This is a genomic window from Thalassotalea insulae, assembly GCF_030161395.1.
Taxonomy (GTDB): Bacteria; Pseudomonadota; Gammaproteobacteria; order Enterobacterales; family Alteromonadaceae; genus Thalassotalea_E; species Thalassotalea_E insulae.
Genome location: NZ_BSST01000001.1, coordinates 3,758,263 through 3,784,120, shown reverse-complemented (window position 1 = coordinate 3,784,120; position 25,858 = coordinate 3,758,263). Strand labels below are relative to the sequence as shown.

29 protein-coding genes are annotated in these 25,858 nt (G+C 40.0%); 9 read left to right on the top strand and 20 right to left on the bottom strand.

Going from position 1 to position 25,858, the window contains the following annotated elements; all coding sequences use genetic code 11:
- Nucleotides 1-3: 3 nt before the first annotated feature.
- On the top strand, nt 4-1,335 hold the full coding sequence (locus QQK06_RS16975) for a M20/M25/M40 family metallo-hydrolase (protein WP_284245989.1): 1,332 nt from the start codon (nt 4-6) through the stop codon (nt 1,333-1,335).
- 121 nt (nt 1,336-1,456) lie between these two features.
- Here the strand turns inward: QQK06_RS16975 and QQK06_RS16970 are convergent, their stop codons facing one another.
- The 4 genes from QQK06_RS16970 to QQK06_RS16955 form a co-directional block, all read right to left on the bottom strand.
- A complete protein-coding gene (locus QQK06_RS16970; protein WP_284245988.1) occupies nt 1,457-2,890 on the bottom strand; it encodes a DUF3300 domain-containing protein in 1,434 nt (477 codons plus the stop codon).
- A gap of 99 nt (nt 2,891-2,989) precedes the next feature.
- Complete coding sequence (locus QQK06_RS16965; RefSeq protein WP_284245987.1) at nt 2,990-4,351, bottom strand: ATP-binding protein; 1,362 nt, start codon at nt 4,349-4,351, stop codon at nt 2,990-2,992.
- A 13-nt stretch (nt 4,352-4,364) separates the two neighbouring features.
- A complete protein-coding gene (locus QQK06_RS16960) occupies nt 4,365-5,051 on the bottom strand; it encodes a response regulator transcription factor (RefSeq protein WP_284245986.1) in 687 nt (228 codons plus the stop codon).
- A 3-nt stretch (nt 5,052-5,054) separates the two neighbouring features.
- Nucleotides 5,055-5,351: a PepSY domain-containing protein gene (locus QQK06_RS16955; RefSeq protein ID WP_284245985.1), complete on the bottom strand. Its 297-nt coding sequence runs from the start codon at nt 5,349-5,351 to the stop codon at nt 5,055-5,057.
- A gap of 214 nt (nt 5,352-5,565) precedes the next feature.
- Between QQK06_RS16955 and QQK06_RS16950 the strand changes: the two genes are divergently transcribed.
- Both QQK06_RS16950 and QQK06_RS16945 read left to right on the top strand, forming a co-directional pair.
- Nucleotides 5,566-6,348 carry a choice-of-anchor H family protein gene (locus tag QQK06_RS16950; protein ID WP_284245984.1) on the top strand — a complete coding sequence of 261 codons (783 nt, stop codon included), beginning with the start codon at nt 5,566-5,568 and terminating at the stop codon, nt 6,346-6,348.
- 220 nt (nt 6,349-6,568) lie between these two features.
- A complete protein-coding gene (locus tag QQK06_RS16945; RefSeq protein ID WP_284245983.1) occupies nt 6,569-7,006 on the top strand; it encodes a hypothetical protein in 438 nt (145 codons plus the stop codon).
- Between the two features lie 7 nt (nt 7,007-7,013).
- On the opposite strand, the gene QQK06_RS16940 is transcribed toward QQK06_RS16945, so the two are convergent.
- The 9 genes from QQK06_RS16940 to seqA form a co-directional block, all read right to left on the bottom strand.
- Nucleotides 7,014-7,898 carry an alpha/beta fold hydrolase gene (locus QQK06_RS16940; RefSeq protein ID WP_284245982.1) on the bottom strand — a complete coding sequence of 295 codons (885 nt, stop codon included), beginning with the start codon at nt 7,896-7,898 and terminating at the stop codon, nt 7,014-7,016.
- A 71-nt stretch (nt 7,899-7,969) separates the two neighbouring features.
- Nucleotides 7,970-8,572, bottom strand: coding sequence for a PepSY domain-containing protein (locus tag QQK06_RS16935; RefSeq protein ID WP_284245981.1), 603 nt, complete (start codon nt 8,570-8,572; stop codon nt 7,970-7,972).
- Between the two features lie 73 nt (nt 8,573-8,645).
- Nucleotides 8,646-10,232, bottom strand: coding sequence for a dihydrolipoyllysine-residue acetyltransferase (locus QQK06_RS16930; protein WP_284245980.1), 1,587 nt, complete (start codon nt 10,230-10,232; stop codon nt 8,646-8,648).
- Nucleotides 10,233-10,242: 10 nt separating this feature from the next.
- Nucleotides 10,243-11,220 (bottom strand): alpha-ketoacid dehydrogenase subunit beta, encoded by a 978-nt coding sequence (locus QQK06_RS16925; RefSeq protein ID WP_284245979.1) that lies wholly within the window; start codon nt 11,218-11,220, stop codon nt 10,243-10,245.
- Complete coding sequence (locus QQK06_RS16920; protein ID WP_284245978.1) at nt 11,220-12,404, bottom strand: thiamine pyrophosphate-dependent dehydrogenase E1 component subunit alpha; 1,185 nt, start codon at nt 12,402-12,404, stop codon at nt 11,220-11,222. The genes QQK06_RS16925 and QQK06_RS16920 overlap by 1 nt, the downstream gene beginning before the upstream one ends.
- Before the next feature lie 236 nt (nt 12,405-12,640).
- Complete coding sequence (gene astE, locus QQK06_RS16915) at nt 12,641-13,708, bottom strand: succinylglutamate desuccinylase (protein WP_284245977.1); 1,068 nt, start codon at nt 13,706-13,708, stop codon at nt 12,641-12,643.
- Between the two features lie 145 nt (nt 13,709-13,853).
- Nucleotides 13,854-14,588, bottom strand: a complete 735-nt coding sequence (locus QQK06_RS16910) for a GGDEF domain-containing protein (RefSeq protein ID WP_284245976.1) — start codon at nt 14,586-14,588, stop codon at nt 13,854-13,856.
- 100 nt (nt 14,589-14,688) lie between these two features.
- Complete coding sequence (gene pgm / locus QQK06_RS16905) at nt 14,689-16,335, bottom strand: phosphoglucomutase (alpha-D-glucose-1,6-bisphosphate-dependent) (RefSeq protein WP_284245975.1); 1,647 nt, start codon at nt 16,333-16,335, stop codon at nt 14,689-14,691.
- A 17-nt stretch (nt 16,336-16,352) separates the two neighbouring features.
- Nucleotides 16,353-16,889, bottom strand: coding sequence for a replication initiation negative regulator SeqA (gene seqA / locus QQK06_RS16900; protein WP_284245974.1), 537 nt, complete (start codon nt 16,887-16,889; stop codon nt 16,353-16,355).
- Between the two features lie 158 nt (nt 16,890-17,047).
- Between seqA and QQK06_RS16895 the strand changes: the two genes are divergently transcribed.
- The 5 genes from QQK06_RS16895 to fur all read left to right on the top strand — a co-directional run bounded on the left by QQK06_RS16895 (nt 17,048) and on the right by fur (nt 19,716).
- A complete protein-coding gene (locus QQK06_RS16895) occupies nt 17,048-17,815 on the top strand; it encodes an alpha/beta fold hydrolase (RefSeq protein WP_284245973.1) in 768 nt (255 codons plus the stop codon).
- 177 nt (nt 17,816-17,992) lie between these two features.
- Nucleotides 17,993-18,214 (top strand): DUF2788 domain-containing protein, encoded by a 222-nt coding sequence (locus tag QQK06_RS16890; protein WP_284245972.1) that lies wholly within the window; start codon nt 17,993-17,995, stop codon nt 18,212-18,214.
- A 2-nt stretch (nt 18,215-18,216) separates the two neighbouring features.
- Nucleotides 18,217-18,498 carry a LexA regulated protein gene (ybfE, locus tag QQK06_RS16885; RefSeq protein ID WP_284245971.1) on the top strand — a complete coding sequence of 94 codons (282 nt, stop codon included), beginning with the start codon at nt 18,217-18,219 and terminating at the stop codon, nt 18,496-18,498.
- A 23-nt stretch (nt 18,499-18,521) separates the two neighbouring features.
- Nucleotides 18,522-19,049 (top strand): flavodoxin FldA, encoded by a 528-nt coding sequence (gene fldA, locus QQK06_RS16880; protein WP_284245970.1) that lies wholly within the window; start codon nt 18,522-18,524, stop codon nt 19,047-19,049.
- 223 nt (nt 19,050-19,272) lie between these two features.
- Nucleotides 19,273-19,716, top strand: coding sequence for a ferric iron uptake transcriptional regulator (gene fur, locus QQK06_RS16875; protein ID WP_284245968.1), 444 nt, complete (start codon nt 19,273-19,275; stop codon nt 19,714-19,716).
- A 61-nt stretch (nt 19,717-19,777) separates the two neighbouring features.
- Here the strand turns inward: fur and QQK06_RS16870 are convergent, their stop codons facing one another.
- The 7 genes from QQK06_RS16870 to QQK06_RS16840 form a co-directional block, all read right to left on the bottom strand.
- Nucleotides 19,778-20,215 carry a GNAT family N-acetyltransferase gene (locus tag QQK06_RS16870; protein WP_284245967.1) on the bottom strand — a complete coding sequence of 146 codons (438 nt, stop codon included), beginning with the start codon at nt 20,213-20,215 and terminating at the stop codon, nt 19,778-19,780.
- A 103-nt stretch (nt 20,216-20,318) separates the two neighbouring features.
- Nucleotides 20,319-21,221: a DMT family transporter gene (locus QQK06_RS16865; protein ID WP_284245966.1), complete on the bottom strand. Its 903-nt coding sequence runs from the start codon at nt 21,219-21,221 to the stop codon at nt 20,319-20,321.
- 307 nt (nt 21,222-21,528) lie between these two features.
- A complete protein-coding gene (gene nudC / locus QQK06_RS16860) occupies nt 21,529-22,503 on the bottom strand; it encodes an NAD(+) diphosphatase (protein ID WP_284245965.1) in 975 nt (324 codons plus the stop codon).
- Nucleotides 22,493-22,843 (bottom strand): winged helix-turn-helix transcriptional regulator, encoded by a 351-nt coding sequence (locus QQK06_RS16855; RefSeq protein WP_284245964.1) that lies wholly within the window; start codon nt 22,841-22,843, stop codon nt 22,493-22,495. The genes nudC and QQK06_RS16855 overlap by 11 nt, the downstream gene beginning before the upstream one ends.
- 69 nt (nt 22,844-22,912) lie before the next feature.
- The gene (gene arfB, locus QQK06_RS16850; protein ID WP_284245963.1) at nt 22,913-23,323 is read right to left on the bottom strand and encodes an alternative ribosome rescue aminoacyl-tRNA hydrolase ArfB; all 411 of its coding nucleotides are present in this window, start codon (nt 23,321-23,323) and stop codon (nt 22,913-22,915) included.
- Nucleotides 23,324-23,387: 64 nt separating this feature from the next.
- On the bottom strand, nt 23,388-23,744 hold the full coding sequence (hpf, locus tag QQK06_RS16845; RefSeq protein ID WP_284245962.1) for a ribosome hibernation-promoting factor, HPF/YfiA family: 357 nt from the start codon (nt 23,742-23,744) through the stop codon (nt 23,388-23,390).
- Between the two features lie 139 nt (nt 23,745-23,883).
- Entirely contained in the window at nt 23,884-24,420 is a 537-nt protein-coding gene (locus tag QQK06_RS16840) for a GNAT family N-acetyltransferase (RefSeq protein WP_284245961.1), read from the bottom strand.
- 215 nt (nt 24,421-24,635) lie between these two features.
- Here QQK06_RS16840 and QQK06_RS16835 point away from each other — a divergent pair, with 215 nt between their 5' ends.
- Nucleotides 24,636-25,745, top strand: coding sequence for a 1-acyl-sn-glycerol-3-phosphate acyltransferase (locus QQK06_RS16835; RefSeq protein ID WP_284245960.1), 1,110 nt, complete (start codon nt 24,636-24,638; stop codon nt 25,743-25,745).
- Nucleotides 25,746-25,858: the final 113 nt, after the last annotated feature.

Genomic DNA, 25,858 nt, shown 5'->3' with positions numbered 1-25,858 from the left:
ACAATGACCTATAAATTGCTTAAAAAATCGAGCACTCTCGCTTTATCCCTCAGCTTGCCGCTAATTGCAGGCAGTTGTTTTGCCAATAACATTTCACTTGAGCAAGTGACAAAAGATATCAGTTATTTGGCAAGCGATGATTTAAACGGCCGGGCGAGCTTTACTCAAGACATTGATAAAGCCGCTGACTACATTAGTAATCGGTTTAAAGAAATAGGTTTGGTACCTATGGCGGGCAATAAAGATTTCAAACAGTCTTTTACTATTAGTCAAATTGCTCCAGTCACATTATCTGTGTCATTAAACGGCAAAGAAATAGCCGATAAAAACCTTGCTATGGCAAGTACCATGGCGAAATTGCACTGGCAAAGTGCCAAAGATTTTACCACACATACTGTCGGTCAAGCGGACAATATGCGTCAGGTGTTGGGGGAAATCAATCAGCAAGGTGGTCAACATTTAGTATTAGTCAATCCAGCACATGCAAAGTTATTTAACGGCTATCGCGGTTATTTCTCTAGAGGGTTAAACAAACTGGCCATCGAGCATCAAGGCGCAATCGTGATAGTGTTAACTGAGCAAGAGACAGTAAAAGATATTGATATAAGCGCAACTACTACAATAACTGAGCAGCGCTTAACCAATGTCGTAGGTGTATTACCCGGACAGCAACAAACAAACGAAATAGTACTTTATTCTGCCCATTATGATCATTTAGGTGCGACGCCATCAGATAGTGAAGACAATATATATAATGGCGCAGATGACGACGCATCAGGTACAACCGCCATTATCAATTTAGCACAGTACTTCGCTAAAGCAGGAAATAATAATCGTTCATTAATGTTTAGCGCTTTTACCGCAGAAGAAATTGGCGGCTTTGGTTCTAAATATTTTTCCCAACAGCTTAATCCTGATGATGTCATTGCTATGATCAATATTGAAATGATCGGTAAGCCTTCAAAATTTGGTCCGGGAAAAGTCTGGATGACTGGCATGGACCGCTCAAATCTTGGTCTGTTACTGAACCAAGGATTAAATAGCCAAGAGCCTGTGGTTTATCAGGACCCTTACCCTGAGCAAAATCTATTTTACCGTTCAGATAACGCTACTCTGGCACGTTTGGGAGTACCTGCACATAGCTTTAGCAGTACCCAATTAGATAAAGATCAGCATTATCATCAAACATCTGATGATTTAGCCAGTTTAAACCTCACCTCTATGCATCAGGTTATAGAGCACTTAGCTGTTGCTACACAAGGTTTAGTTGACGGTAAAATCACGCCGTCTCGGGTTGATGTTAATAATGTTAAAGGACACGGAAAAATTTATTAATTGTTAACTGATTATATCAAATAAAAAAGCCGTAATAAGCAAATTCTTATTACGGCTTTTTACTTGCTCCCAGAAGTACTCTAACTCATTCCTCCTAGTATCACAGCTCAACAAACTGTTACTAATTATTGCTTTTATGTCGAGGTTTCGACTTGTGTTTGCTAACGCTGTGTTTTGTCACTCGTGCATATTGCTTGCTTGAGTGACCTCCCTGAGCACGACGGTTACCAGATTGTGTGCTATTTTTTCTGGTAAAACTTTTATCAGCCCGAGCATAGCTTTTTACTTTATTATCTGAACGCTGTTTATGCTGAGGTGTAAACGACTTACCAGTCGACTGTTGTTGCCACTGGCGCTGAGTCTTTACTTTGCCAGTATGGGCTTTTTCTGATATTCGCTGCTTTCTGGAAATAAACTGTGCGGTTTGCTTACTCTTTTCAGGCTTTACAAAACGTTGCTTTTCCCTTGCTTTGCTGGTTAATTTTACCCGAGAATGATCCACTGGATTGACTTTAATGGCACGATTTAACGTAAGCTTTTGCTTCACTTTGTCATGCTTATTACTGGCGGATCTTGCGTTATTAGCCCGATAATGTTTGGCTGCTGGTTTTGCATTGATGCGTTGTCGCTCAATCGATGTTTGAGTTTTACTAGGGTGATGACTAACATAACGATGCTTCACTTTATTGCTGCGATAAGCGATACCTCTACGATGTTTTGGTTCATGATGCCATCGTTTTGCATGATGACTAGTCGCTATACGGCGATTTGAGTGGTAATAACGCTTTTTATGATGGTGACGTACCACATGATGATTATGCCAGTGAAAAGCACTAAAGAAAAAATCAAAGGCAATATCAACACCTGAGTGATAATAAAATGGCCCATGATAGTAATGAAATGACACAGGACGATGCCAATATACGGGCGGATAGTGCGACCAGTGCCAGTTACCATAAACGACTCGAGTATCATAATAAGGTACATAAACCACTTCAGGCTTTGCTGGCTCGATAATAATGGTTTGTTTTTCACGCACGACTTGCACATTATCCATTTGTGCTAAGTTTCCCGCCTGATCCGCTTGCGCTCTTAACGTTTGGATACTGGCTAATACTTGCGCTTCATCCTGTAAAAACGCATCGCCGAGTTTCTGCATCCACGCTAGGTCTTCACTTAGATTTGCCAATATCCGCGGAAAAGCCAATAAGGCCTTAACACTGGGATCCCAATCTATATCTTCGGCTTGAGCAAGTAATGTATGCTCACTCAGTCCCTGATGTTTTTTAACAAAGCGGTCCGCTTCAACGACTTCCAGCGGATAAGTTGCTGCAATTAAAATATGGGTTAATAACGTGTCGGGATACAAGGCAACAGGCGCTAACATTTGTGCCAGTTCTCCTTGACTAAACAGCACTTCTTGCTGATGCTCTTGCTCGGTTGTATTGGTATCTATACGGGTACCGGCAACGGCCGAAGAATTAGTGTAAAACAAGGCTGAAAACATTAGCGCCAGTATCGGTAAAGCGGCTTTATCATTACGTGTTATTATCATCTTAGTCACCTCTTTGTCAGCTATGACTGTGATATTAATAGAAGTAAACTGAATCAAGACTGAACAAGGTAAAGTTAATGCTATTGCGCAGCAGAAATGCTAGTGCGGAAAGGTTAAGGTAAACTGAGCCCCTTGTAATTTGACTGAACGGGATATCTCAAGCTTTCCCTGATAACTGTCAACCAGGTCGCGGACAATCGCTAAACCGATACCATGACCTTGTTGGTAGGTATCGGCACGAATACCTCGCTGTAAAATTTCTTCTACTTCGTTATCTGCAATACCACAGCCGTCATCTTCAATAACTATTTGCAATTGTTGTTCATGTTCGTTAATGCTAATGCTGACTGTTTCGCTCGCCGCTTTACTGGCGTTATCGAGCAGATTGCCCAAAATTTCCAACAAATCCGCTTCATCTCCCTTAAACACAGCACTAGCATTTATTTGACTGTGATATGACAGCTGTTTATCACGATAAATTTTCTCTAAACTGTTCACCAGCTTGGTTAACACCGGCTGAATTTCAACCCCTAAATGCCAGGATGACTGACCGGCACTTTGTGCGCGCTTTAATTGATGCTCAATCATAAGATTCATCACATCAATTTGTTCCTGTCCTTGTTTAACAAGTTCAAGGTTTTCTTGATTACTAACCTGACCTTGCAATACTGCCAGCGGCGTTTTCAGGCTATGGGCAAGATCGGACAATGAATTACGGTAACGTTTTCGTTGATTCTGTTCAGTAGTCAATAGCACATTAAGTTGTTCTTTTACTTGCTGTAACTCCTGAGGGTAATCTGCATTTAGTTTATTTGTCCGTCCCTGCTCAACATTTGCAATTTCTTTTTTTAGTATTGCTAATGGCTTTAAGCTCCATTTTAGCCAGATAAATTGCAGTAATAATAAAATCCCCATTAACAGCAATAATCCAAACCACAATTGACGTTTAAATTCATTCATTAGCACAATATGATCACGTTTTTGTTTAATAATATGCAACGTCATATCAAGCTGTTGTTCGACATCAAAAAAACTGACAGAAAAACTATAAATAAAATGAGAGTTCCCTTCGATATTGACACTATAAAAGCGTTTATCGCCAACTTCTGGAGCAGTTAAATGATCTGGCTCTCCCATGGCTAATAAAGATGATGAACGCCACAGCTCACGCGGCAAAGCTTCTCTCGAGGTGATCACGGCATAAAGACCTGATTCGCCGGTATTAAACCGACTTTCAGCCAAAGCTTCAGGCATCACTAACTTACCTTGCTCCACTTCTGCCACCGCTAATATTGAATAAGAATACGCGACTAATTCATTCTCGACGCTGGAGTTCATATGCTGTTGATAGGCGTTAAGAATAGTGATACCGACAATGGGGAGTAAAACAACCACCATCAGTAAGGCACTTAATAACAACCGAGATTTAAGAGAATTAAAGTAACCCGCTATCAAATGCATAACCCTAAGCTAGCTACTTTTCAGCTTCAGCAAACTGACGCAATTTATATCCTTGACCACGCAAGGTTTCTATAAATTGATATTGACCATCTGGATCGAGTTTTTTACGTAATCGGCGAATAAAGACTTCAATCACATTAGAGTCAAGATCAAAGTCTTGATCGTAAATATGTTCAGTAAGTTCAGTTTTTGATTTTACTTGTCCCTGATGCAGCATTAAATATTCAAATACCTTATATTCATAACTGCTTAAATTGACGGCTTGCTGATTAACCCGAACCTGCATACTCGCAGTATCAAGCTCAAACGGGCCATTCACCATTATCGGGCTTGCCTGACCGACACTACGACGGATCAAGGCATTTAATCTCGCTTGTAGTTCCTGATGATGAAAGGGTTTAGTCAGATAATCATCGGCGCCGGCATCTAGTCCTTCAACTTTATCCTGCCAACGATCACGTGCAGTCAACACGATAATAGGAAAGTCGATCCCCTGTTTTCTTAATGTTTGGATCAAGTCTTTACCGTCCAGTTTAGGTAAACCTAAATCAATCACCGCTGCATCATACTGATATTCAGTGCCCTGATAAAGTCCGATCTCACCGTCATCTGCAGTATCCACACTGTAATTAGCCAACTCCAACTGCTGCTTTAACTGAGTTTGTAAGCTTTTATCATCTTCAACTATTAATATACGCATTAGCTAATTTCCTGATACTTTCCCGGTTCTGGCATCAACCTTCACTGAAATCACGTGACCGTTATCCCTTAACACTTTCACTTTATAGCCTGAATTACCATTAACTTTCGTTCGCTGGACTTTAAGTACTTTCCCGCCATACTTCCCTTTCACCTTTCGCGCAGCCTGTTGCGCATTACTGACTTTATATGCCGGCGTGTTTGACCACGGTGTCGCTAATGCTCTATCAATGCTCAGCATGCAAAAACATGCTAACACCACAGATAACATCATTTGACGTACCACAACTAAAGCCTTCATTTCACCTTCCAATAACACCCAACAATTCACTGTTTCAGTGTAAAAGATCGTTTAAGTTAAACCAAGAAAAATCCCTTAGTAAGGCTATTTTACCCTTCTTAACTGAATGATCGCTGAACAATATTTAGCGTAAGTTTTAGTCATTTTGTTCAGCAATGGTTCAGGGTAATTCGCTTGTAATATGGTTAACTTTTTAAATAAGAAAGGACTTATTATGACTCACAAGTTAACGATGACCACTTTTTTAATAACGACTTTATTTACCTCTGCTCAAGTTAACGCCGATAACCTGTCACTTGGTGGTGTAAAAAATCAGTGGCAACAATCACAAGCACTTGAGCAATTAAAAACATTAACCCCAGCAGACGATAACCTAGATCAGTTCAAAGGAAAAACCAGAGAACAGGTAGCAACACTTAAAGCAACGTTAACGTCAAAACTAACCAGTGCAGTTAACAGTAAAACCAGCAGCCAAACAGCGATGGCACGCACCAACTTATATCATAATGAATTTAATATTTATCAGGGCTACGCTCAACTGATTGAAGATTATGACGGTGATAGCTTTTACCGGACCTTTAGTGTGACCTTTGATGCTGATGTTTATAGCCATGATATTATTAATGAAGCACGAGTTTATGCCGAGCTTTATTTAAGTGAAGATGGTGGTGATTGGGTCCACTATTACACCACAGATAACTTTACCATTTATGGTGAAAGTGAAGACGATGAATACGAGGTTTATACCACCTTAGATCAGGGCTATGTTCCTAACCACTACGATGTGCTCATTGATTTATATGAAGTCGGCTACAGTGATATTGTTGCCACTTATAGCTCAAACGATAGCAACGACTTATACGCACTGCCTTTAGAAAGTAGCGATTATGACCCTGAATACGTCGAACCTCATAGCAACAGCCACAGTCATGGCGGTAGTTACTCCTGGTTGATGATTGCCTTACTTAGCATCTGTTTAACACGAAAATTCAAATAGCTCACACAGTTAAGGTATTACTTAGCGGTAATATCTTAACTGCATTAAATTGAGCAAACTCACAGCCTAATGCCACCTAAACAAGGGCTATAGCGTTCCCAGCCAGACATTGTGAGTACAGCAAAAAAAGCTAAGCTGTTGATTTAGTTTGCCCTAAGCGATTACATAAACAGCGACATTATTTGCTACAATTAAAAATAAACATAAAGATAGGTGATATATGAGCGACCCGCATCAGAGGCATAGACCTAAATGGTTTTTAGTATTATCTATCCTCGCCCTGATCTGGAATATGCTAGGATTAATGGCATTTATTAGTCATGTCATGATGACACCAGAAATGATCGCCGAACTGCCAGAAGCTCAGCAGAGCTTGTATCAAGACACGCCAATTTGGGCAACATTAGCGTTTGCGCTAGCGGTATTTTCAGGGACATCCGGTTGTATATTTTTAGTATTAAAAAAAGCCTTTGCCAACGTTTTATTCGTTGCGTCTCTGATCGGAATTTTGCTACAAAACTACTATACGTTCTTCGTAATTGATTCTATTAGCGCATTAGGATTATCAAGCCTGATAATGCCACTGTTAGTGTTAACTATTGCTATTGCTTTGATTTTAATGACGTCAAAAGCTGAGCAAAAACAGTGGCTACAATAATTTAACCTTACTCTTCCTGTGCTAACCAGCGAGCAACCTCAGGAAAATGATCATCTATCGCGTATGGATGAGTAAGTATATTAATATGATCATAATCAATGGCATTCCCTGCAGATTTAGACAGTAACGAAAACGTTGCCTGAGCATTCGACTCTTCAATAAACGCCTTAACATCCTCTTTATAGCCAAGTAAATGATCAGAGGCACCAGTAATATGCCAAGTTCTTGGCCAATTGATCGACTGCGCCGCCTGATGATAATCAAAGCCGTCGACAGGATCACACCACTTACCAGGTTTCACCCATTCAATACTTTGATGTAAGAAATTTAAGCTTTCATTATCAGCACCAAATTTTAATTTAACGGCATCAATATAGCCTTTTTTTCGTGCTAACAGCGGCGCCAATCGGTTCCATAATAAATCCACCGTCCATCGTTTACTTAAAGTTTTCCGATAAATAGAGCGCTTGGTGCCAAAACAGAGGGTACTCGCTACCTGACGACAACGCTGAGGATAACGAGCTAATGTACTCGCCAGTAATACCCCTCCCCAGGAGTGGCAGATCAGATGCATTGGCTGATGGCAACGCTGTTCAATATAATCAAGAAACAGCGGAATATCTTGGGTGATCGCTTCATATTGGCCATGCCCAGCATCTTGTTTTAAGTTTGGTTTACTTTCACCTTTACCTCTAAAATCTGCGACATAAACATCAAATCCCTGCTTGGCTAAATAGCAGGCTAATCCTTTACCTGATAAGGTATAAAATATTTTGCCATTCTCTATGGTACCGTGCAGCATTAATACCGGGGTGCCGCCCTGATTCTGGTGGATATGCCTGAGGTGTAGCTGATGATGACCATCTTGAATATAGAGTGATTCTTGCTGCATATAAAAGTAAAAACCAATAAACCTTAGACTTAACATACCCAATAACAGGTCAGACCACAAGAGTATACTATTTAATTAGTTATTTTTGCTCGCTTAACAGTCATCCAAGTGCCTAAAATAGCTAACAAAGCTACGAGCAATAATCCTAAAACCCCTAGGTACTGATCTAACTGTTTATACCCAGTCCAGCGCAAATAGTGAATATCATAAATATTATTAATCAAGTCAGTGTCTTTGCCCTGCTGACGCATCGTCATTTGCGGCCAATTAACTGAAATCCTAACACCTGTTGAGGTTTCAGCCACTTGCTTATTAATACTGACAATTTCTCCATAGCGTGCTTTATCATCAGCAATCGCTTGCTCAATAAGTAACAATAATTCTGCATCAGAGAGTGCAGGTCGAGGCTTTAAAGTTTTACTATCAAGTTGATGCCAGCCGCTATCATCTCTCACTAATAAGTGTGGACCTAATACGGTTTGTAACTGCCGAACTTCTAACCACTGATGATGTTCAGGTAACGGAATAACGTGCTTAAGCGGATACAGTTTGACTGAAATAGGCTGATAAGCGGCCTGATAACCAGGTTTGAAAAAGAAAAATATCCCCGTTACCGTCCAGGCTAGAAAGGGTAACAACATGATCAAACCCAATACTTTATGAAATCTCTTCAAAATAACATCCTGCAAAAGTGACTGGTAATAAAAAAGCCTGCATAAAGCAGGCTTCTATCATTATAAAAACAGTTTAGGCCATATGCACTAACATATTCGACGGCTCTTCAAGGAAAGATTTCCACAAGTTGCTAAATCTCGCGATAGTGCCACCGTCAATAATACGGTGATCGCCAGACCAGCTTACCTGCATAATGGAGCGCGCTTCTACTTCACCTTTATCATTAAAACGAGGTAACGTCTGCAATTTACCTAACGCAACAATAGCCGCTTCTGGTTTATTGATAATTGGTGTCGCAACGGTACCACCAATCGCTCCAATATTAGAGATGGTAATAGTACCACCTTTTAAATCTTCAGTACTAACACGCCCTGAACGAGCAGCATCAGTTAATCGGCTAATATCCATCGCCAGATCAATAATCGATTTTGTTTGCACCTGCTTAACATTAGGCACTAATAAACCGACTTTTGAGTCAACCGCCATACCAATATTATGATCATCAAAATAAGTTAATTCAGTGCAATCTTCATTTGGCTGTGAATTAACCACAGGAAATTGTTTTAGCGCTAATGACATCGACTTCATAAAAAACGGCATCATCGTCAGTTTAATGTCTTGTTTAGCATAAACCTCTTTTAACTCACCACGTAGCTTAATGAGGTTAGTCATGTCGATTTCTTCACAGTAAGTAAAATGCGGAATGGTCGACACGGAATTCACCATGGCTTTCGCCATTGCCGCTTTTACGCCGCGAATTGGTTCTACACGCGTACCGCCTGCCTGAGCAACGGGAGCAGCGCTAGGCTGAGCTGCTGGTGCAGTTTCAGCATTAGTAAATGCTAATACATCTTCTTTGTAAACCCGGCCTTTTTTACCACTACCCGGTACCTGATGAATATTAACATTTAATTCACGAGCAACACGGCGCACAGCTGGGCTTGCCACCGCTTTTTCATTCAGCACTTTTTTCTGAGCTGGCGCGGTTTGGCTCGCTGGCGCAGTTTGCGTTTGCTTGGCAACTTCAGCTTTACCTTCGCTCGCCGCAGCTGTTGATGTCATAGCTGAGGGCGCAGTTCCGGCTCTTTCAAGTGCAAATAACGGCGCATGAACTTTCGCAATATCACCTTTGTTATAATAAAGTTTCACTACAGTACCTGCGTGCATTGCAGGAATTTGTACTAACGCTTTATCTGTCATTACATCAGCAATAGGTTGATCTTCTTCAATTTTATCACCTTCTGCGACTAACCATTCAACCACTTCACATTCAACAATACCTTCACCTATATCCGGTAAGATAAAATCTTCAACCATGGTGCCTGAGCTTTGTGCTGCAGTCGCTACTGGTGCGGCTTCCGCTTGCGAAGTAACGGTTTCTGATGTTTGGCTCTGTTCAACAGTAGCTGAGCCTGTTCCATCACTAGGTGTCATAGCAAATAATGGCTGATGTACTTTAGCAATGTCGCCTTTTTGGTAATAAAGTTTGTCAACGACACCAGAGTGCATTGCCGGAATTTGCACTAACGCTTTATCCGTCATCACATCAGCCACCGGCTGATCTTCTACAATCGTATCGCCTTCATTTACTAGCCATTCAACCAGTTCACATTCAACGATACCTTCGCCAATGTCTGGCAATATAAAATCAATGCTCATGTTCAATATCCTAGTAATTTACGCTCTGTTTAATCGCTTCATAAATTTTTAAATGATCGGCGACATATTCTTTTTCCAGTGCTAATGGGTATGGCGTATCCATTCCACAAACACGGGCAATCGGTGATTCTAAGTGCAAGAAGCATTCACTTTGAACTGTCGCAGCAATCTCACTGGCAAAACCTGCCGTTAACGGCGCCTCTTGCGAAATCACTAAACGTCCGGTTTTCAATACCGAGTTAGCTACAGTTTCAACATCCCAAGGTAATATGGTACGTAAATCGATAATTTCACATGAAATACCGTCATTAGCTGCTAATTCAGCAGCTTTTTCTACGATTTCTAACTGCGCCCCCCAGGCAAGTAAAGTAATATCACTGCCCTGTTGCATCACTTCAGCTTTACCTAGTGGTAATTGATAATCTTCTTCGGGTACTTCCCCAACCGAGGCACGATATAAACGCTTAGGTTCAAAAAACACTACCGGATTATCATCACGAATTGACGCCAATAATAAGCCTTTTGCCTGATAAGGATTACGTGGTACCACTAGTTTCAATCCCGGAGTATGAGCAAAATACGCTTCCGGTGATTGACTGTGATATAAACCACCTGCAATACCACCGCCATAAGGAGTACGAATAGTTAGCTGGCCTACGTTAAACTCGTTACCACTACGATATCTGAATTTCGCCGATTCATTAACGATTTGGTCAAACGCAGGGAAGATATAATCGGCAAACTGAATTTCAGCAACTGGGCGGCTGCCCTGCGCCGCTAAACCGTTAGCAAAACCAATAATGCCCTGTTCAACCAAAGGCGTATTGAAACAACGCGCTTTACCATATTTTTCTTGCAAACCACTGGTTGCGCGGAAAACCCCACCAAAATGCCCCACATCTTCACCAAAACATAAGGTGCTGTCATTTTCTGCCATGGCAATATCTAAAGCATTATTAATCGCTTGTAATAAATTCATTTGAGCCATTATTTAATTCTCCCAGCAGTAAATGGGTAAGAGTCAGGATATTTTTTAATATGAGTTTTCAAGCTGTCTAATTGTGCTTGTAAATGAGCAGGTACTTGATCGTAAACATCTGTGACTAAATCTTCGACTGGCGGCTTATCAATTTTTTCCGCGACTTTCACAGCTGCCAGTACTTGTTCACGTAAGCTTTCAAATAAGGCTGTTTCCTGTTCTTCATCCCACCAGCTTTGCGCTAGCATCCAATTTTTCATCCGTAAAATCGGATCATGCGCTTGCCATTTAGCTTCTTCTTCACGGGTACGATATCCAGAAGGGTCATCCGAAGTAGAATGCGCACCAAGACGATAAGACATAGCTTCAATAATCATAGGTTTATTTTCTTTTAATGCATATTCACGGGCAAACTGTACCGCTTTCACTACCGCTAAAATGTCATTACCATCAATACGAATAGTCTTAATGCCGTAACCTACACCACGAGAAGCAATACCATTGCCAACATATTGTTCATCTGATGGTGTTGAAATTGCGTAGCCATTGTTACGGCAAAAGAAAATTACTGGCGCCTGATGAACCGCCGCCATATTTAAACCGGCATGGAAATCACCTTCAGATGCGGCACCTTCACCAAAATAACAAATCGTCACTGCATCTTTACCTTGCAGCTTCTGGCCGTAAGCATAACCAGAGGCCTGTGGAATTTGTGTGCCAAGTGGTGATGAAATTGTCATATAATTCAATTCATTACTACCATAATGAATTGGCATTTGCCGACCTTTACCTAAGTCTTTTTCATTAGAGAACATCTGATTCATAAAGTCCTCCAACGAAAAACCACGATAAATCAATGCACCTTGCTCGCGGTATTGCGCCATGATCATATCTTGTGGTTTAAGACCTGCAGCACCACCAACGCTGGCAGCTTCTTCACCTAATGCCGCCATATAGAAACTGATACGTCCCTGACGCTGTGCCGCCACCATACGCTCGTCTAATACTCGGTGAAACGCTAATGCTTTATAGATTTTAACCGCATGGTCTTGATCTATTTCCGGCAACTCAGCACCGTCATAAACGCTACCGTCTTGTTGTAATATTTTAAGGATAGGGATTTCTACTGAATGACCGTCAATAAAAGCAGGCTGATGGACAACCGGGCTCTCTTTATATATTTCAGTGTTCATAGCATTCTCTTTATTATTGTCCTTGCTCACAAGGGAATTAATAAGCTTTGCTTACCTAGTATAGACAACTGATAAGAACTATTAATTTTGTTTTTTATAAGGGAGTTGTTGTAATAATTACTTGCGCTCACTTTACCTTTACGTAAACTGAAATACAAGTATTTCACCGTAAATAACAGCGAAAAACAGTAAGCTATTTATGCTATTTTTTCGCATCTATACCCATAAAAAATCAGCTAAATACTTGTTGGTATTACCGTTAATAGCGCACGTTGCCCTATTGCGACCTGAGCATTAGGAAAAATAATAGCTTCACCTGGCTGCTGAGTTTTAATTGCATTATCACCATCATAAGCGAGAATGGTACCGACAGGAAAATCAGTAAAATTTTCTACATCATCAGCAAAATTAAGCGTAAAGTTTTCGTGTGTGCGATCAATAATTTGCGAGATAACAAAAAGATTAAAGTCGTTTTCATCATAGGCTGCTAAGTTTAATGCTTGACCTGAAATAAACTGAGTGAGTGTTTGTTCAACCGCAGCAAAATTTGTCATATCATTTTCACCAAACGGGCGTACTTTCCCTAGTTCCACGGTAAAAGCATCTGCGCCAAACTGACGAGCAGAAAAATAACTAAAAGTTGTCGTCGGTGAATTAGATAATAAAATAGTATTAACACCACAGGCTTTTAAAAATTGTAATTGCTCTTTTTTTCTCGGCGCGCCATGAGTGTGCGGATATACGGCAAATTTATCATACTTGGCGCCACGAATAGCGGTATGAAGATCGTAATGATAACGCTGACGGTTCGGACCACATTTATCACCTTGTTCAAAAAAATCGCGCACCGTATTTTCCAATAATAACGCCCGATGACGCTCTTTATTGATCAGCCCCGCTCCCTGACCTTGATCAATAGAATGACCGCCAGAAAACAAGCGATTCATGTTTTCTTCAACAAAACGCTGGCCAATATTCATCGCCGCCGGGTTACCAAATAAAAATAATACTCGCTCTGCTAACGTTAGTTCACCCACAATAAGCTGCTGAACCAATTTAGCGCAGATTTCAATAGGTGCCGTTTCATTACCGTGAACACCACTGGAAAGTACAATATCTTTTGTTGTTTGGCGATCAAGCGGCTCGAATAAAATAATACCGGTATCAAGCACCGTGACTTTCGATTTTTGCTGTGATTGCTTATTTGTCACTTCAAAATCAAAACCAGGTAGTGACCACTCATGCGCTCGAGTAATAGTTAAAAAGTCACCGCTTTGTTGTAATTGTTGCTGTATCGTTTCCAAAACTATTTCTTATCTGTTGAAAGAATTTGGCACTATTGTAAGGGATCAGAGAACTAATTCGTAGATTACCCGAGCATTTATCCGAAATTTATCTGTAAAGATTTAGGGCGTGGAAACATTTCTACTGTTATGGCAGTCAATAAGTCTAATTTCCTTTAATTTGACCTTTGCCTGCATGTTTAGCATCCATTAATGCTTGTTCAACATCATGAAATAGCTCTTCCAACTGCTGATCATGCTGCCATATTTTATAACCAATAGATGCAGTTAAGTTCATGGTGTTTGCTAAGATTTTGCCATGAATAGCAGATTGAATTTGGTAGGCATACTGATGGGGATTATCGATGGCGTCTAAACGCACCGCGAGTAAAAAGGTATCATCAAGCCAACGACAGACCAATGCCGCCGGTGGTAAAAATTCAGTTAATATCAACGCCAGCTGCTTTAACACCTCATCACCAATCGATTGACCATAAATGGTATTTACTTGCTTAAAACCATCTAAATTCAGCTGATAAACAACAAAGGTTTTACCTTTACGCTGTGCTTTTTGACACCAGGCAAATAGGCGAACTTGCCCAGAACGACGATTTGGTAAGCCGGTTAGCGGGTCGACCAATGCCATTTTCTCCAGCGTATTTGCCATGACGCCAAGCTCTAATATCCTGCGATATGAAAATACCAACATGCTTAAAGAAATGCTAATACCTAACGGGATCAATTCATCAAACTGATAGGTTTCATGACGACGGGAAAATTGGTATATCCACTCTAAAACATCAAACTGACTAAAGACAATCATCAGCAAGGTGTTTATCACGACCAAAATGATCAGATCTTTAATCACCGTTGGCCGATGAATATACTTCTTATGAGACATAACTAATTCACTTGGTAATAATAAAAAGGCGTATAAAAATAGACGAATTAATATACACCTTTTTCAATAAACTTAAACTAGTTTGTATATTTTATATCAGTTACAAGCCACTTGCTTTAAAAGCCTGATCAATTAGTTGCTGCGCATCAGCAATAATTTGCTGTAAATGCTGCTCACTAATAAAGCTTTCAGCGTAAATTTTGTAGATATCTTCAGTGCCTGAAGGTCGGGCAGCAAACCAGCCATTTTCTGTCGTAACCTTAACGCCACCAATCGGCGCATCATTGCCTGGGGCATTGGATAACACTTGAGTAATTTTTTCTCCCGCTAACAGCTCTTGGTTAACGTCATCTCGTGTTAATAAAGTGAGTATTTTTTTCTGTTCAAAAGTGGCAACTGCTTCAACTCGGCCGTAAAACGGTTGACCTAGCTGTTCAACTAATTCGAGGTAATATTGGTACGGGTCTTTTTTGGTCACAGCTAGGATTTCTGCCGCCAATAGCGCCATAATAAAGCCGTCTTTATCTGTGGTCCAGCATTTGCCATCTTTGGTGATAAACGAAGCCCCCGCACTTTCCTCACCACCAAAAGCATAACTAGCGTCATGTAACCCATCAACAAACCACTTAAAACCAACAGGTACTTCGGATAATGGTCGATTAATTGAATTAGCCACCCGGTCGATCAATGAACTCGACACTAAGGTTTTGCCTATTTTACAAGTTACAGGCCATTTTCTGTGGGTCATCAAATAGTGAATAGCTACGGCAAGAAAATGGTTAGGATTCATTAAACCGCCAGATTTAGTCACTATACCATGACGATCAAAATCAGGGTCATTACCCACAGCAACATCATAGTCATCCTTCATTGCGATCAAACCAGACATTGCATAAGGTGAAGAGCAATCCATGCGAATTTTGCCGTCTTTATCCAGCGGCATAAAAGCAAAGCTCGGATCAACCTCTGGATTTACCACCTGTAAATTTAACTGATATTTTTCCGCTATAGCAGGCCAGTAATTAATGCCTGAGCCACCTAATGGGTCGACACCAATTTTAACATTAGCATTACTAATAGCTTCCAAATCTACTACCTGGGTTAACTGCTCAACATAAAAATGGATAAAATCTTGCTGAGTTAACAACTCACTCGATAATGCTTGCTGATAATTAGCCTGTTTCACATCTAACATGCCACGAGCAATAATATCGTTCGCGCGTTTTTCAATCAGCGCGGTCACTTCACCTTCGGCAGGCCCACCATGCGGCGGATTATACTTAATACCGCCGTCTGATGGCGGATTATGCGATGGTGTAATAATCATACCATCCGCCTGATCGGGATGACTATTATTATGAACAATAATTAAACGAGAAATCACAGGTGTCGGGGTATAGCCCTGATCTGACTGGATCACCACTGGCACCTTATTAGCAATCAATACAGATATTGCGGTAGCAAATGCCGGCTCAGATAAAGCATGAGTATCTTTACCTAAATATAGCGGCCCTTGATAACCCTGCTCTGTACGATATTCTGCTACGGCCTGACATATAGCAGCAATATGATATTCATTAAAGCTGATTTTTGCCGCACTGCCCCGATGACCTGAGGTACCAAAACTGACCCGTTGACCTTGAATACTGATATCTGGCTGCTTGATATAGTAATAACTTACCAATTGCGCAATATTCTCTCTATCTTCTGGTTTTGCTGGTGTTCCTGCCATAGGGTGCACTGACATTTTATTGTTCCTTATTACTACAAAAGATCGCGAATTCTTTCTATTTCACTTGCTTGATAACCTAAAGCTTTTGCAACTTCTGTGATCATCATCTTTTTACGTGTGGTATTCGAATTAGTCATCACCCAAAATGGGCTGTCAGGTATCTGCCGAGGTTTAGTACTGCTACCACTTGCCGCTAACTCTTGTTCAGAGCGTGCAAAATACAAGCGGTCACGACCGCGAATATCGATAACCGTTGAAAATTCATCACTATGAACACGATGTAAAGCAGATAATATCAATAAGAAGCGTCCAACAACGCCACGCTGAGTGGCTAACTCTTCTTTATTAATATAATTAAAAACAGACTCATTTGAAGTAACTTGAGTTCCTGTCGGGTCAGCTTGAGCAACTAATACAGACTCAACCTTGGCCGGTCTGGCCTTATCTTCAGCCTTAACGGCAGGAAGCGCTAATAATCGACGAAGTATCGATGAGGCACTTTCACCGATATATTGTGTTTGGGAAGCTAGATATTGATAAAGTTCTTCATCTATTTCTATATGTTTCATTCATATACCTAATAATTACGTTTGCGCGCAAGATTATACTGAGCTTAATTCAAAGACTCTAGCGCTTATCTTAAATTGTCGAAAGTTTTCTAAAATCCAGCTCATTTATGGTGAAATTTTGTATAATACCCACAAATTATTTCACTACGACGACATTAATGGCTGTTCTACATTTCCAACAATCCGGTAGCGGCGCTAATATCTTATTAATCCACGGCTTATTCGGCAGTTTAGAAAACCTTAACATGGTGGCAAAAGGACTCAGTGATAGCTATTGCGTCACTAACGTCGACGTGCGTAATCATGGCGGTTCTTTCCATGAAAATACCATGGATTATCCTTCTCTGGCGCAAGATATTATTGACACATTAGATCATCTCAATATTAATAGCACAGCCATTTTAGGGCATTCGATGGGGGGGAAAATTGCCATGCAGGTGGCACTAGACTTTCCACAACGCATTGAAAAACTAATAGTGGCCGATATTTCACCAATCGCTTATCCGCCTCATCATAACCAAATTATTGCAGGATTATTATCGATAGATATAGCGAATATCAATTCTCGTAAAATGGCAGATCAACAACTGGCTAATTATGTTGAGGACTCAGGCGTTCGGCAATTTTTACTGCGCAACATTGCTAAAAATTCGGATGGCTCTGGACTTAAGTTTAAATGTAACCTGCCATTTATTGCTCATTGTTACCCGCAAATAGTGAAAGGTTATCAAGGTGACAAAAAATTTAATAAAGCAACGCTATTTATTAAAGGAGGTAATTCCGACTATATCACCAACGAACATCAAGCAAGAATCTTACAACTGTTTCCACAAAGTAAAGCAAAAGTGATCCAGGGAGCTGGTCATTGGCTCCATGCTGAAAAAACAGTCGCGTTTAATAAGATCGTGAAGGATTTTTTGCAATAATAACTAGTTTATAAAAGCCAAGAGTTAGGCGCTATACATTACAAGCTAGCATTAATTTGACTCTTTATGATCAAAATCAACCAAAAATATTGCATATGCAATATAATTCATGGTAAAAATAATGTGTTTCAATGAGGCAATATGCTATAGTCCCGCCTGAATTTTTTAAGGTGAATTATGCTTGCAGAACATTTTGTACTAATTGAAACGATCGGGCTCAATCTGTTTTTTGCTTTTATCTTTATTTTCATTGGTTTATCTATTAATGATGTCATGAAAAAAAATGATGTACCTAAAATGGGACAATATGTGGTCTATTTTGTGTTATTTCTTGGCTGCGCCGGCTTTATCGCCAAAGGTGTCATTCAATTTATTTGGGAAAGCCAAGGTATAGGTTAACAATGGCAAAGCAAATATCAGATTTAACAACCATCGATTTATTTAATGATGAAAAACGCCCGGGTCGACCGAGAACCAACCCACACTCACGTAGTGTTCAGGTCAAAATTAATAAACGCAATCAGGTTAAGCGTGACAAAAATAACGGCTTAAAGCGAGTCGAATTTAAAATGCATCAGGACCTGATCAACAAATTAGATCAGTTAGCTAAAGATACGAATTGCAACCGTAGTGAGCTAATCGAATCATTGTTAGTAAAAGCACTAACGTTAAACGAAAATTAAAGTATTAAGAAAGGTTAAGCGCAATGGCAATTGTAGGTTTATTTTTCGGTAGTGATACAGGTAATACCGAAGCAGTCAGTAAAATGATCCAGAAAAAACTGGGAAAAAAACTGGTTGATGTTAAAGACATCGCTAAAAGCACTAAAGAAGAAATAGCAGAATTTGATCTGATTATTTTAGGTATTCCGACCTGGTATTATGGCGAAAACCAATGTGATTGGGATGACTTTTTACCTGAACTGGAAGAAATTGATTTTACCGATAAACTCGTTGCAATTTTTGGCCTTGGCGATCAAGAAGATTACGCAGAATACTTCTGTGATGCAATGGAACCACTCCGTGATATTTGTGAATCTAAAGGTGCCATTATTGTTGGTAACTGGCCAAATGAAGGTTATGAATTTGAAGCGTCAAAAGCATTGATCGATGAAAATACCTTTATCGGATTATGTATTGATGAAGATCGTCAGCCAGAGCTAACTGAAGAGCGAGTTGATAAATGGGTCAATCAAATTTATGACGAAATGTGTTTAGCTGAATTAGCTGACTAATAAAAGCCGCTTCTTACTAAAAAGCCTACAAAAATTGTGGGCTTTTTTCATTTTTACTCGCTATAAACACTCTAAAATCAAATAGCTGCCCACAATTATTAAACAATTGCCGTTATTTCCGACAATCTGACCAGATATCCTGATTTCTTCGTAATAAAGGCTTTAAACCGAGTAAAAATACCCCTATAATTTTACTCTATTTATATATTCGAGAAGTCACAATATGGCAGATCAAAATGAAGAGCTAAAAAGAGCTGGATTAAAAATTACTCTGCCTAGGGTAAAAATATTAACCATCTTACAAGAGCCTGATAATCAACACATCAGTGCCGAAGATGTCTATAAAATCTTACTTGAACAACATGAAGAAATTGGTCTGGCGACCGTGTATCGGGTATTAAACCAATTTGATGATGCCGGCATTGTCACCCGTCACCACTTTGAAGGTGGTAAATCCGTCTTTGAACTGAGTCATAAAAAGCATCATGATCATCTGGTTTGTTTAAAATGCGGTAAAGTGGTGGAATTTGAAGATCAAATGATTGAACAACGCCAACTCGATATTGCAAATTCACATAATATTAAGCTGACTAACCACAGCCTATACTTATATGGCGAATGTGAAGATCAAGACGCCTGTGAAGAATACCGTCAATCGAATCAATAATTTGATAAAACAAAGCGCCGAACTAAGGCGCTTTTTTATTTTCGCTAAACAATCCACTGCATCAGCCTCGCCAGCACATTTGATATTCCAGTTCATTTTTACCTTCAACCTCAAAACCATGTCGTTGGTATAAGTTAAATGCCGGGTTTTTTAACAGGACATTCAGGGTAATCGTCAGCTGCCGTTCCAACGCTTTTTTCTTTAATAAATGAAGTACCTGGCTTCCAATACCTTGACCATGAAACTCAGGCATAATTTGGAACTGTCGAATATGCATACGGTCCGTCAACAAAGCGAATTTAACTAAACCTATTTCTTGGCTATCTCGGCAAATCATAAAAGAATCATCAAAAAATTCACTAATACGCGCCAAATGTTGCTCGTCGTTAAGCACTAAGCCAGCAGCTTTCAAATGCTCATCCATAGTGAGCTTTCTCAGTCGCAACAAAAATTCTACGTCTTGGCGCTGAGCCCGACGAAAATGGATGGTATTTTTCATAAAGCAGTTAATATAAGCTGACGAAATAAAGCAACGCCCATTTAAACGAATTTCATTCACTAACACAATAAAAATCCGTTTATGTTCTAACTAAAGCAATAACTTAACGCCTCTTAACTCGTTTTTTCGCCAGCGTCATTGATACCTTTTGACTCCATTGAAAGCAAGTTAATCCAGACACAACAAAAACCGCTCCAATCAACAATTGTAACGATACAGGTTCATTATTGAGTACTGCACCTAAGGTCATTGCCATGACCGGCGTGATCATAGTCACCAGTGCCACGGTACTTGCGGTTAACTTCTGCAACACATAAAAATAGGCAATAAAGCCGACTAAAGAGCCGAATACTCCTAGGTAAACAATAGCCATTAAAGATTTTGTCTGCCATTGCTGATAAGGTAAGTTTGCATCAAAGACAAGCCAGACTATAAAGAACATTGGCGTACTCGCTAATAAAGCGCCAACAGTAGTCGCTATCGGATTAATGGTAATATCGACGCTTTTTACTAGCACACCGCTTAAGCTAAAAAAGAACACCGCTAGCAAGATAAAAATTATCCCTAAAATACCGTTAGTGTCAGCAGAGATCTTGTCATAACAAACAATCATTAATCCGGTTACCGAAATGGTTAAGGCAAACTTCTTTATCGAACAAAACTTTGTTTCATTAATCAGCTTTTGTGCCAGCAAACCAGATAAAATAGGCGCTAAACCAAAGATAAGCGACATTAAGCCAGAAGAAATATAATTGGCAGAAAAATACGAAAACGACATACCACCAAACACGCCAATAGCAGAATAACCATAGAGTCTTAGTGCATTTTTGTCTCTGGGTAACTTGATCTTAAGCGCTATCAATAACAGGCTACCAATTACTAGTGCAATTAGCATTCTCAAAAGCACAGCTAATGTCGGATGGACCGATTCACTGCTCCAAACAATGCCAAGCGGCGTAGTTGACCAAATCAATATCACTGCCAAATAAGCGACAGACACCTTCATTTTGACTCTCCTGCGTAAATAAGGGGTAAAGCAGAAAGAACACTGAGATTTATTGATAGCTAAACAAAAAACCGCAGTATTTTGACTGCGGTTTCTTTATAAATGATTAACAACTAATCAATGAGAGTTCCCGACAGCCAATACCGACCAATTCACCAGCCAATTGCTGGTGCGATTGAGGCTAAAGACAACGATATTTCGGGTTAAATTACTCATTATAGTTTCTTAGAAAAGTAGTTTCATTTTTATTAATTAACAGTCACATAATGACCAGCCGTAACACCTGTGTCAAGACAAAATAGCAGTCCTACATCTCTTTATTTTTACTCAGCCACAATTCAATCAGATGCCGGGCAATAGATTCTTTTTTAGGAATTTGAATATTATCGTCATCGTCTCCCCAGTCAGAAAACTGTGCCACCTGCTTCGCATCAAACCACTGGGCATGGCTAATTTCTTCTGCATCGATACAGATATCTTTCGTTATCGCTTTAGCAAAAAAGCCTATCATAATTGAGTGTGGAAATGGCCAGGGTTGTGATGCAATATACTCAACATCCCCCACTTGTATTCCCGCCTCTTCAAACACTTCTCTGCGTACCGCTTGTTCTAATGATTCTCCCGGATCAACAAACCCAGCTAAGGTACTGACTAAATTGCCTGGCGTACGATGATGCCCCGCCAGTAAGCAACGATTAGGCTGATCAGATGCCTGATATTCAACAAGCATAATCACCACAGGATCGGTACGAGGGAAAAACTGGTGTTGGCATTGATGGCATTCACGGCAGTGTCCCGCTTCAATGCTATGGGTTTCACCGCCACAATAGCCGCAATAGCGGGCACTTTGATGCCATAACGCTAATGACCGACCATAAGCTAAGTTTGCCGCAAGCGCTTTATCTAATAGCGGCACTTGCCAGCGAAAACCTGTATGTTTAATGGTATCTTCTGCTAGCTGAAAATGTGCAGCCAACAACGCGAGTGCTTGAGCCTGCTCATCTAAGACTAACGATAAATCCAACAGTAATACCGCTGAGTCGTTGAGATCATCAATGCCAAGTAAATAGCAACAACCAATAAGCAGCTCAATCGGGTAATCTAACTGCGCTGTCGTTAACTGCAATAACTCGTTATCAGCAAAGAAATACTCGCCCTGCCAAATGGGAATAAACTGTGTTGCTGATTGATTAAGCTGTAATGTTAACCACTCAATAGATTTTCGTTCGCTGGTTTTACGCTCTAATGACATATGGGTCAAAGCTAATTGGTTATTGTTCATGGTTAACCTCTCCAGCTTTTAAGGCTTTTTGCCAATCCCTTGCCCAGTCCCCCATTGGATAAATTAGCTGAAGCAATTCCTGCCCTAATTCAGTTAATGCATAACCAGCCATAGTTTTTTCAACAATTAATGCCTGCCGCAGCTCTTTTAACCGAGTATTAAGCAAGGTCGGGGAAATATTTTCACACACCCCCTGCATTTCTCTAAAGGTATAACTTTGTCGAGCCAGGTTCCAAATAATGCCTAATGACCAGGTTCGTCCTAATAAGTCTAATAATGCCATTATCGGCTTGCCGGTTTTAGAACCTCGCACTGGGGTACCGGGAAGTGGGATTGCCATACAACTCATCCTTACATGCTACAAATTATGTAGCATACTACAAAATTTGTAGCAAAATACCAAGCAGATTTAGAATTTCACTTTCGAGCGTAGTGATTTTTTCTGGCTGCGTAACGTCTTTTTCTCTAAACGTTTACGCTGAGATGATTTGGTTGGTTTAGTCGCTTTTCTTACTTTTTGTGTCACAGTACAAGATAAAATTAAAGCATTTAAGCGTTGCAGCGCATCGGCTTTATTCTGCTCTTGCGTCCTAAACTGCTGCGCTTTGATGATAATGTCTCCCTGCTTAGTAACACGAGAATCTTTTAGTGCCAATAACCGTTCTTTTAACTTATCCGATAAGCTGGAATGAAGAATATTAAAACGTAAATGCACCGCAGAAGAAACCTTGTTAACATTTTGTCCACCGGCTCCTTGCGCACGAATAGCACTTATTTCGACGTCAGCTAGTGAAAAGATGTATTCTTGCTCTGTAGTCATATTATTTATCTGTAAACATAAAAACAGGGACCTAAGCCCCTGTTTTTTTTAAGTGATTAAGCACTTAGGCTAAATTAAGCTCCTGCACTTTTTCATGCGCTATATCAGGCGCACTAGCGGCAGGTTTACTATGCAAATTAGCTTTAAGTTGCCCCTTGCGGTGTTTTAATGCGGAATCTAGTTTTTTTGCCGCGCTGGCAATAGCCGGATACATCACTTCTTCTGTAGCAGAAGCAGCTACTTTTGCTCCTTCATAGCTAGTACTCAGCTCTACGTGATGCTTACCATGCTCTTTGGATACAATAACGTCTAATGCAATAATAGTTGGGAAATGAGTGGCGATTTTTGAAAACTTTTCTTGAACATGTTCTCTAATTGAGTCAGTAACTTCTACATGATGACCAGAAAGATTTATTTTCATAGCTGTTCCTTTTTTGTTGTTACTCAGTATAAGACTTGGGGTTAAACGACAAAAACGCAAGTGAATTTCAAGAAAACTTTGACAAATATCATCAAACGATTATTTTTATTGCGAAAATAGTTTAAAGTTCAACCAGCCTCTAGTTCAAATTATCAAACAGTTTAACCCTCTTCGTTTGTCCAGGCAGTACAATATTACCAGTATACTGAAAAGCTAATTTGGTTAATAAAGCAATTGAAGCGGTATTATCTGGATTACATATTGCCTGCAACCGCGTTATTCCCAGTTGTTGCTTAGCATGCTCCATTACAGCTTTCGATGATTGATAGCCGAAGCCCTGACCACAATAACGTGCTAGAAATCCAAAGCCAACTTCAGGGTATTCAACACCATCTCGTTTAATCAAACCTGAAATGCCAATCGCTTCATTGTTACTTTTTAACTGACAACAATAGAGACTAAACCCTAGCTCCTTTTGCATCTTCAACGGCCCAGAGTTGATATAATTCAAAGCGCCGTTCAGGTCTCTGACACCTTTGTCCCCGATGTGAGTAATAAATGCCGGCTCATTCAGTAACTCAAGTATCATAGGAGCATCAGACTCATTTAATAACCGCATTATTAATTGCGGCGTGTCTATAGATACACTTACTGGGCTTGCAACACTTTCGTTCAAACGGCTACTCCTTGTTACATTAAAATAAAGTTTAACCCCTGCCATATCATAGCAAGTACCATCACATTACAATATATTTTTGAATAAAAAACCAACAATAAGATATTGAACTTAAAAACAATACTGAATTATTTTTAACTGAGAAACACTGTGGTTTTGATTATTTTATCGCTATAATAAACGCGTAAATTTTTTCCCGTTAAAGAGTTCCATCAATGTTTGACGATATTCGTCCCTATCACGATGATGAAGTAAATCAGGTTCTTCATCGCTTAATTAATGAAGCTGAGCTACAGTCTTCTATTGCACAGTTTTCCATTCCCCGACTAAAAAAGTATCTTCCTGACCTGGCTAATCTACTAGTTAAGTTGTCGTTATCATGGCGATTAAAGCATCTGCACAGCATTAACGATATTCAAAATGAAGTCGCGAAATATTTGCATAAAATTATCAAAAAAAGTACCGACGGCTTTAGTTATGACGGTATTAATCATATCGATTCCAGCAAGCCCTGCTTGTTTATCAGCAATCACAGGGATATTGTGCTGGACGTTGCCTTAGTCAATTATGCGCTGCACCAAAATAATATCGCTACTGTTGAAGCAGCCGTAGGTGACAATTTACTCGGTAAAACTTGGGTTGCAGATCTCATGCGAATAAATAAAAGTTTTATTGTTAAACGCGGAGAAAAAACTAAACGTGCGATGCTAACCGCATCGAAGCAATTATCAGCATATATTTATCACAGCCTGACCGAGAAAAAACAAAACATTTGGATTGCACAAAAAGAAGGCCGCGCAAAAGATGGGATTGATAAAACCAATGCAGCGCTAATTTCTATGCTGCTCCTCAATAAGGAAAAAAGCACCAGTATCGCGGATTATCTCGAACAGCTGAATATTATTCCGGTCGCCATTTCATATCAATATGACCCATGCGATTGTGATAAAGCGAAAGAGTTAGCAGAGATCCAAGCAACTGGCGTTTATGAAAAAGCGGAACATGAAGATTTAAAAAGCATCACCCAAGGATTGCTAGGTCAAAAAGGCAAAGTACATTTATCTTTCTGTCAGCCAATTAAAGGGGAGTTTACCGATAGTAAGGCCATTGCTATGGCGATTGATCAGCAGATCATTAACCACTACAAACTCTATGACAGTAATCTATCCGCCTTCCAGCAGCTGAGCGATAACGAAGCGCAAAGCTCATTAGGTTCACAAATGGCAGATCGAATGAAACCTTTAACTAAAGAACAGCAGCATTGGCTTTTAACTATGTACGCAAATCCGGTATTAGCAAAAAAAGCGCTTACTGAAGTGCAATAACTGTATTTACCCAAGTTAGTAATAATGACTTAAGATTCAGAACGACACTTCTTGCCTTCTATGGCACCGTGTACATACACGAAATAGTGCTCCTGCAATTTCGATATACCGTA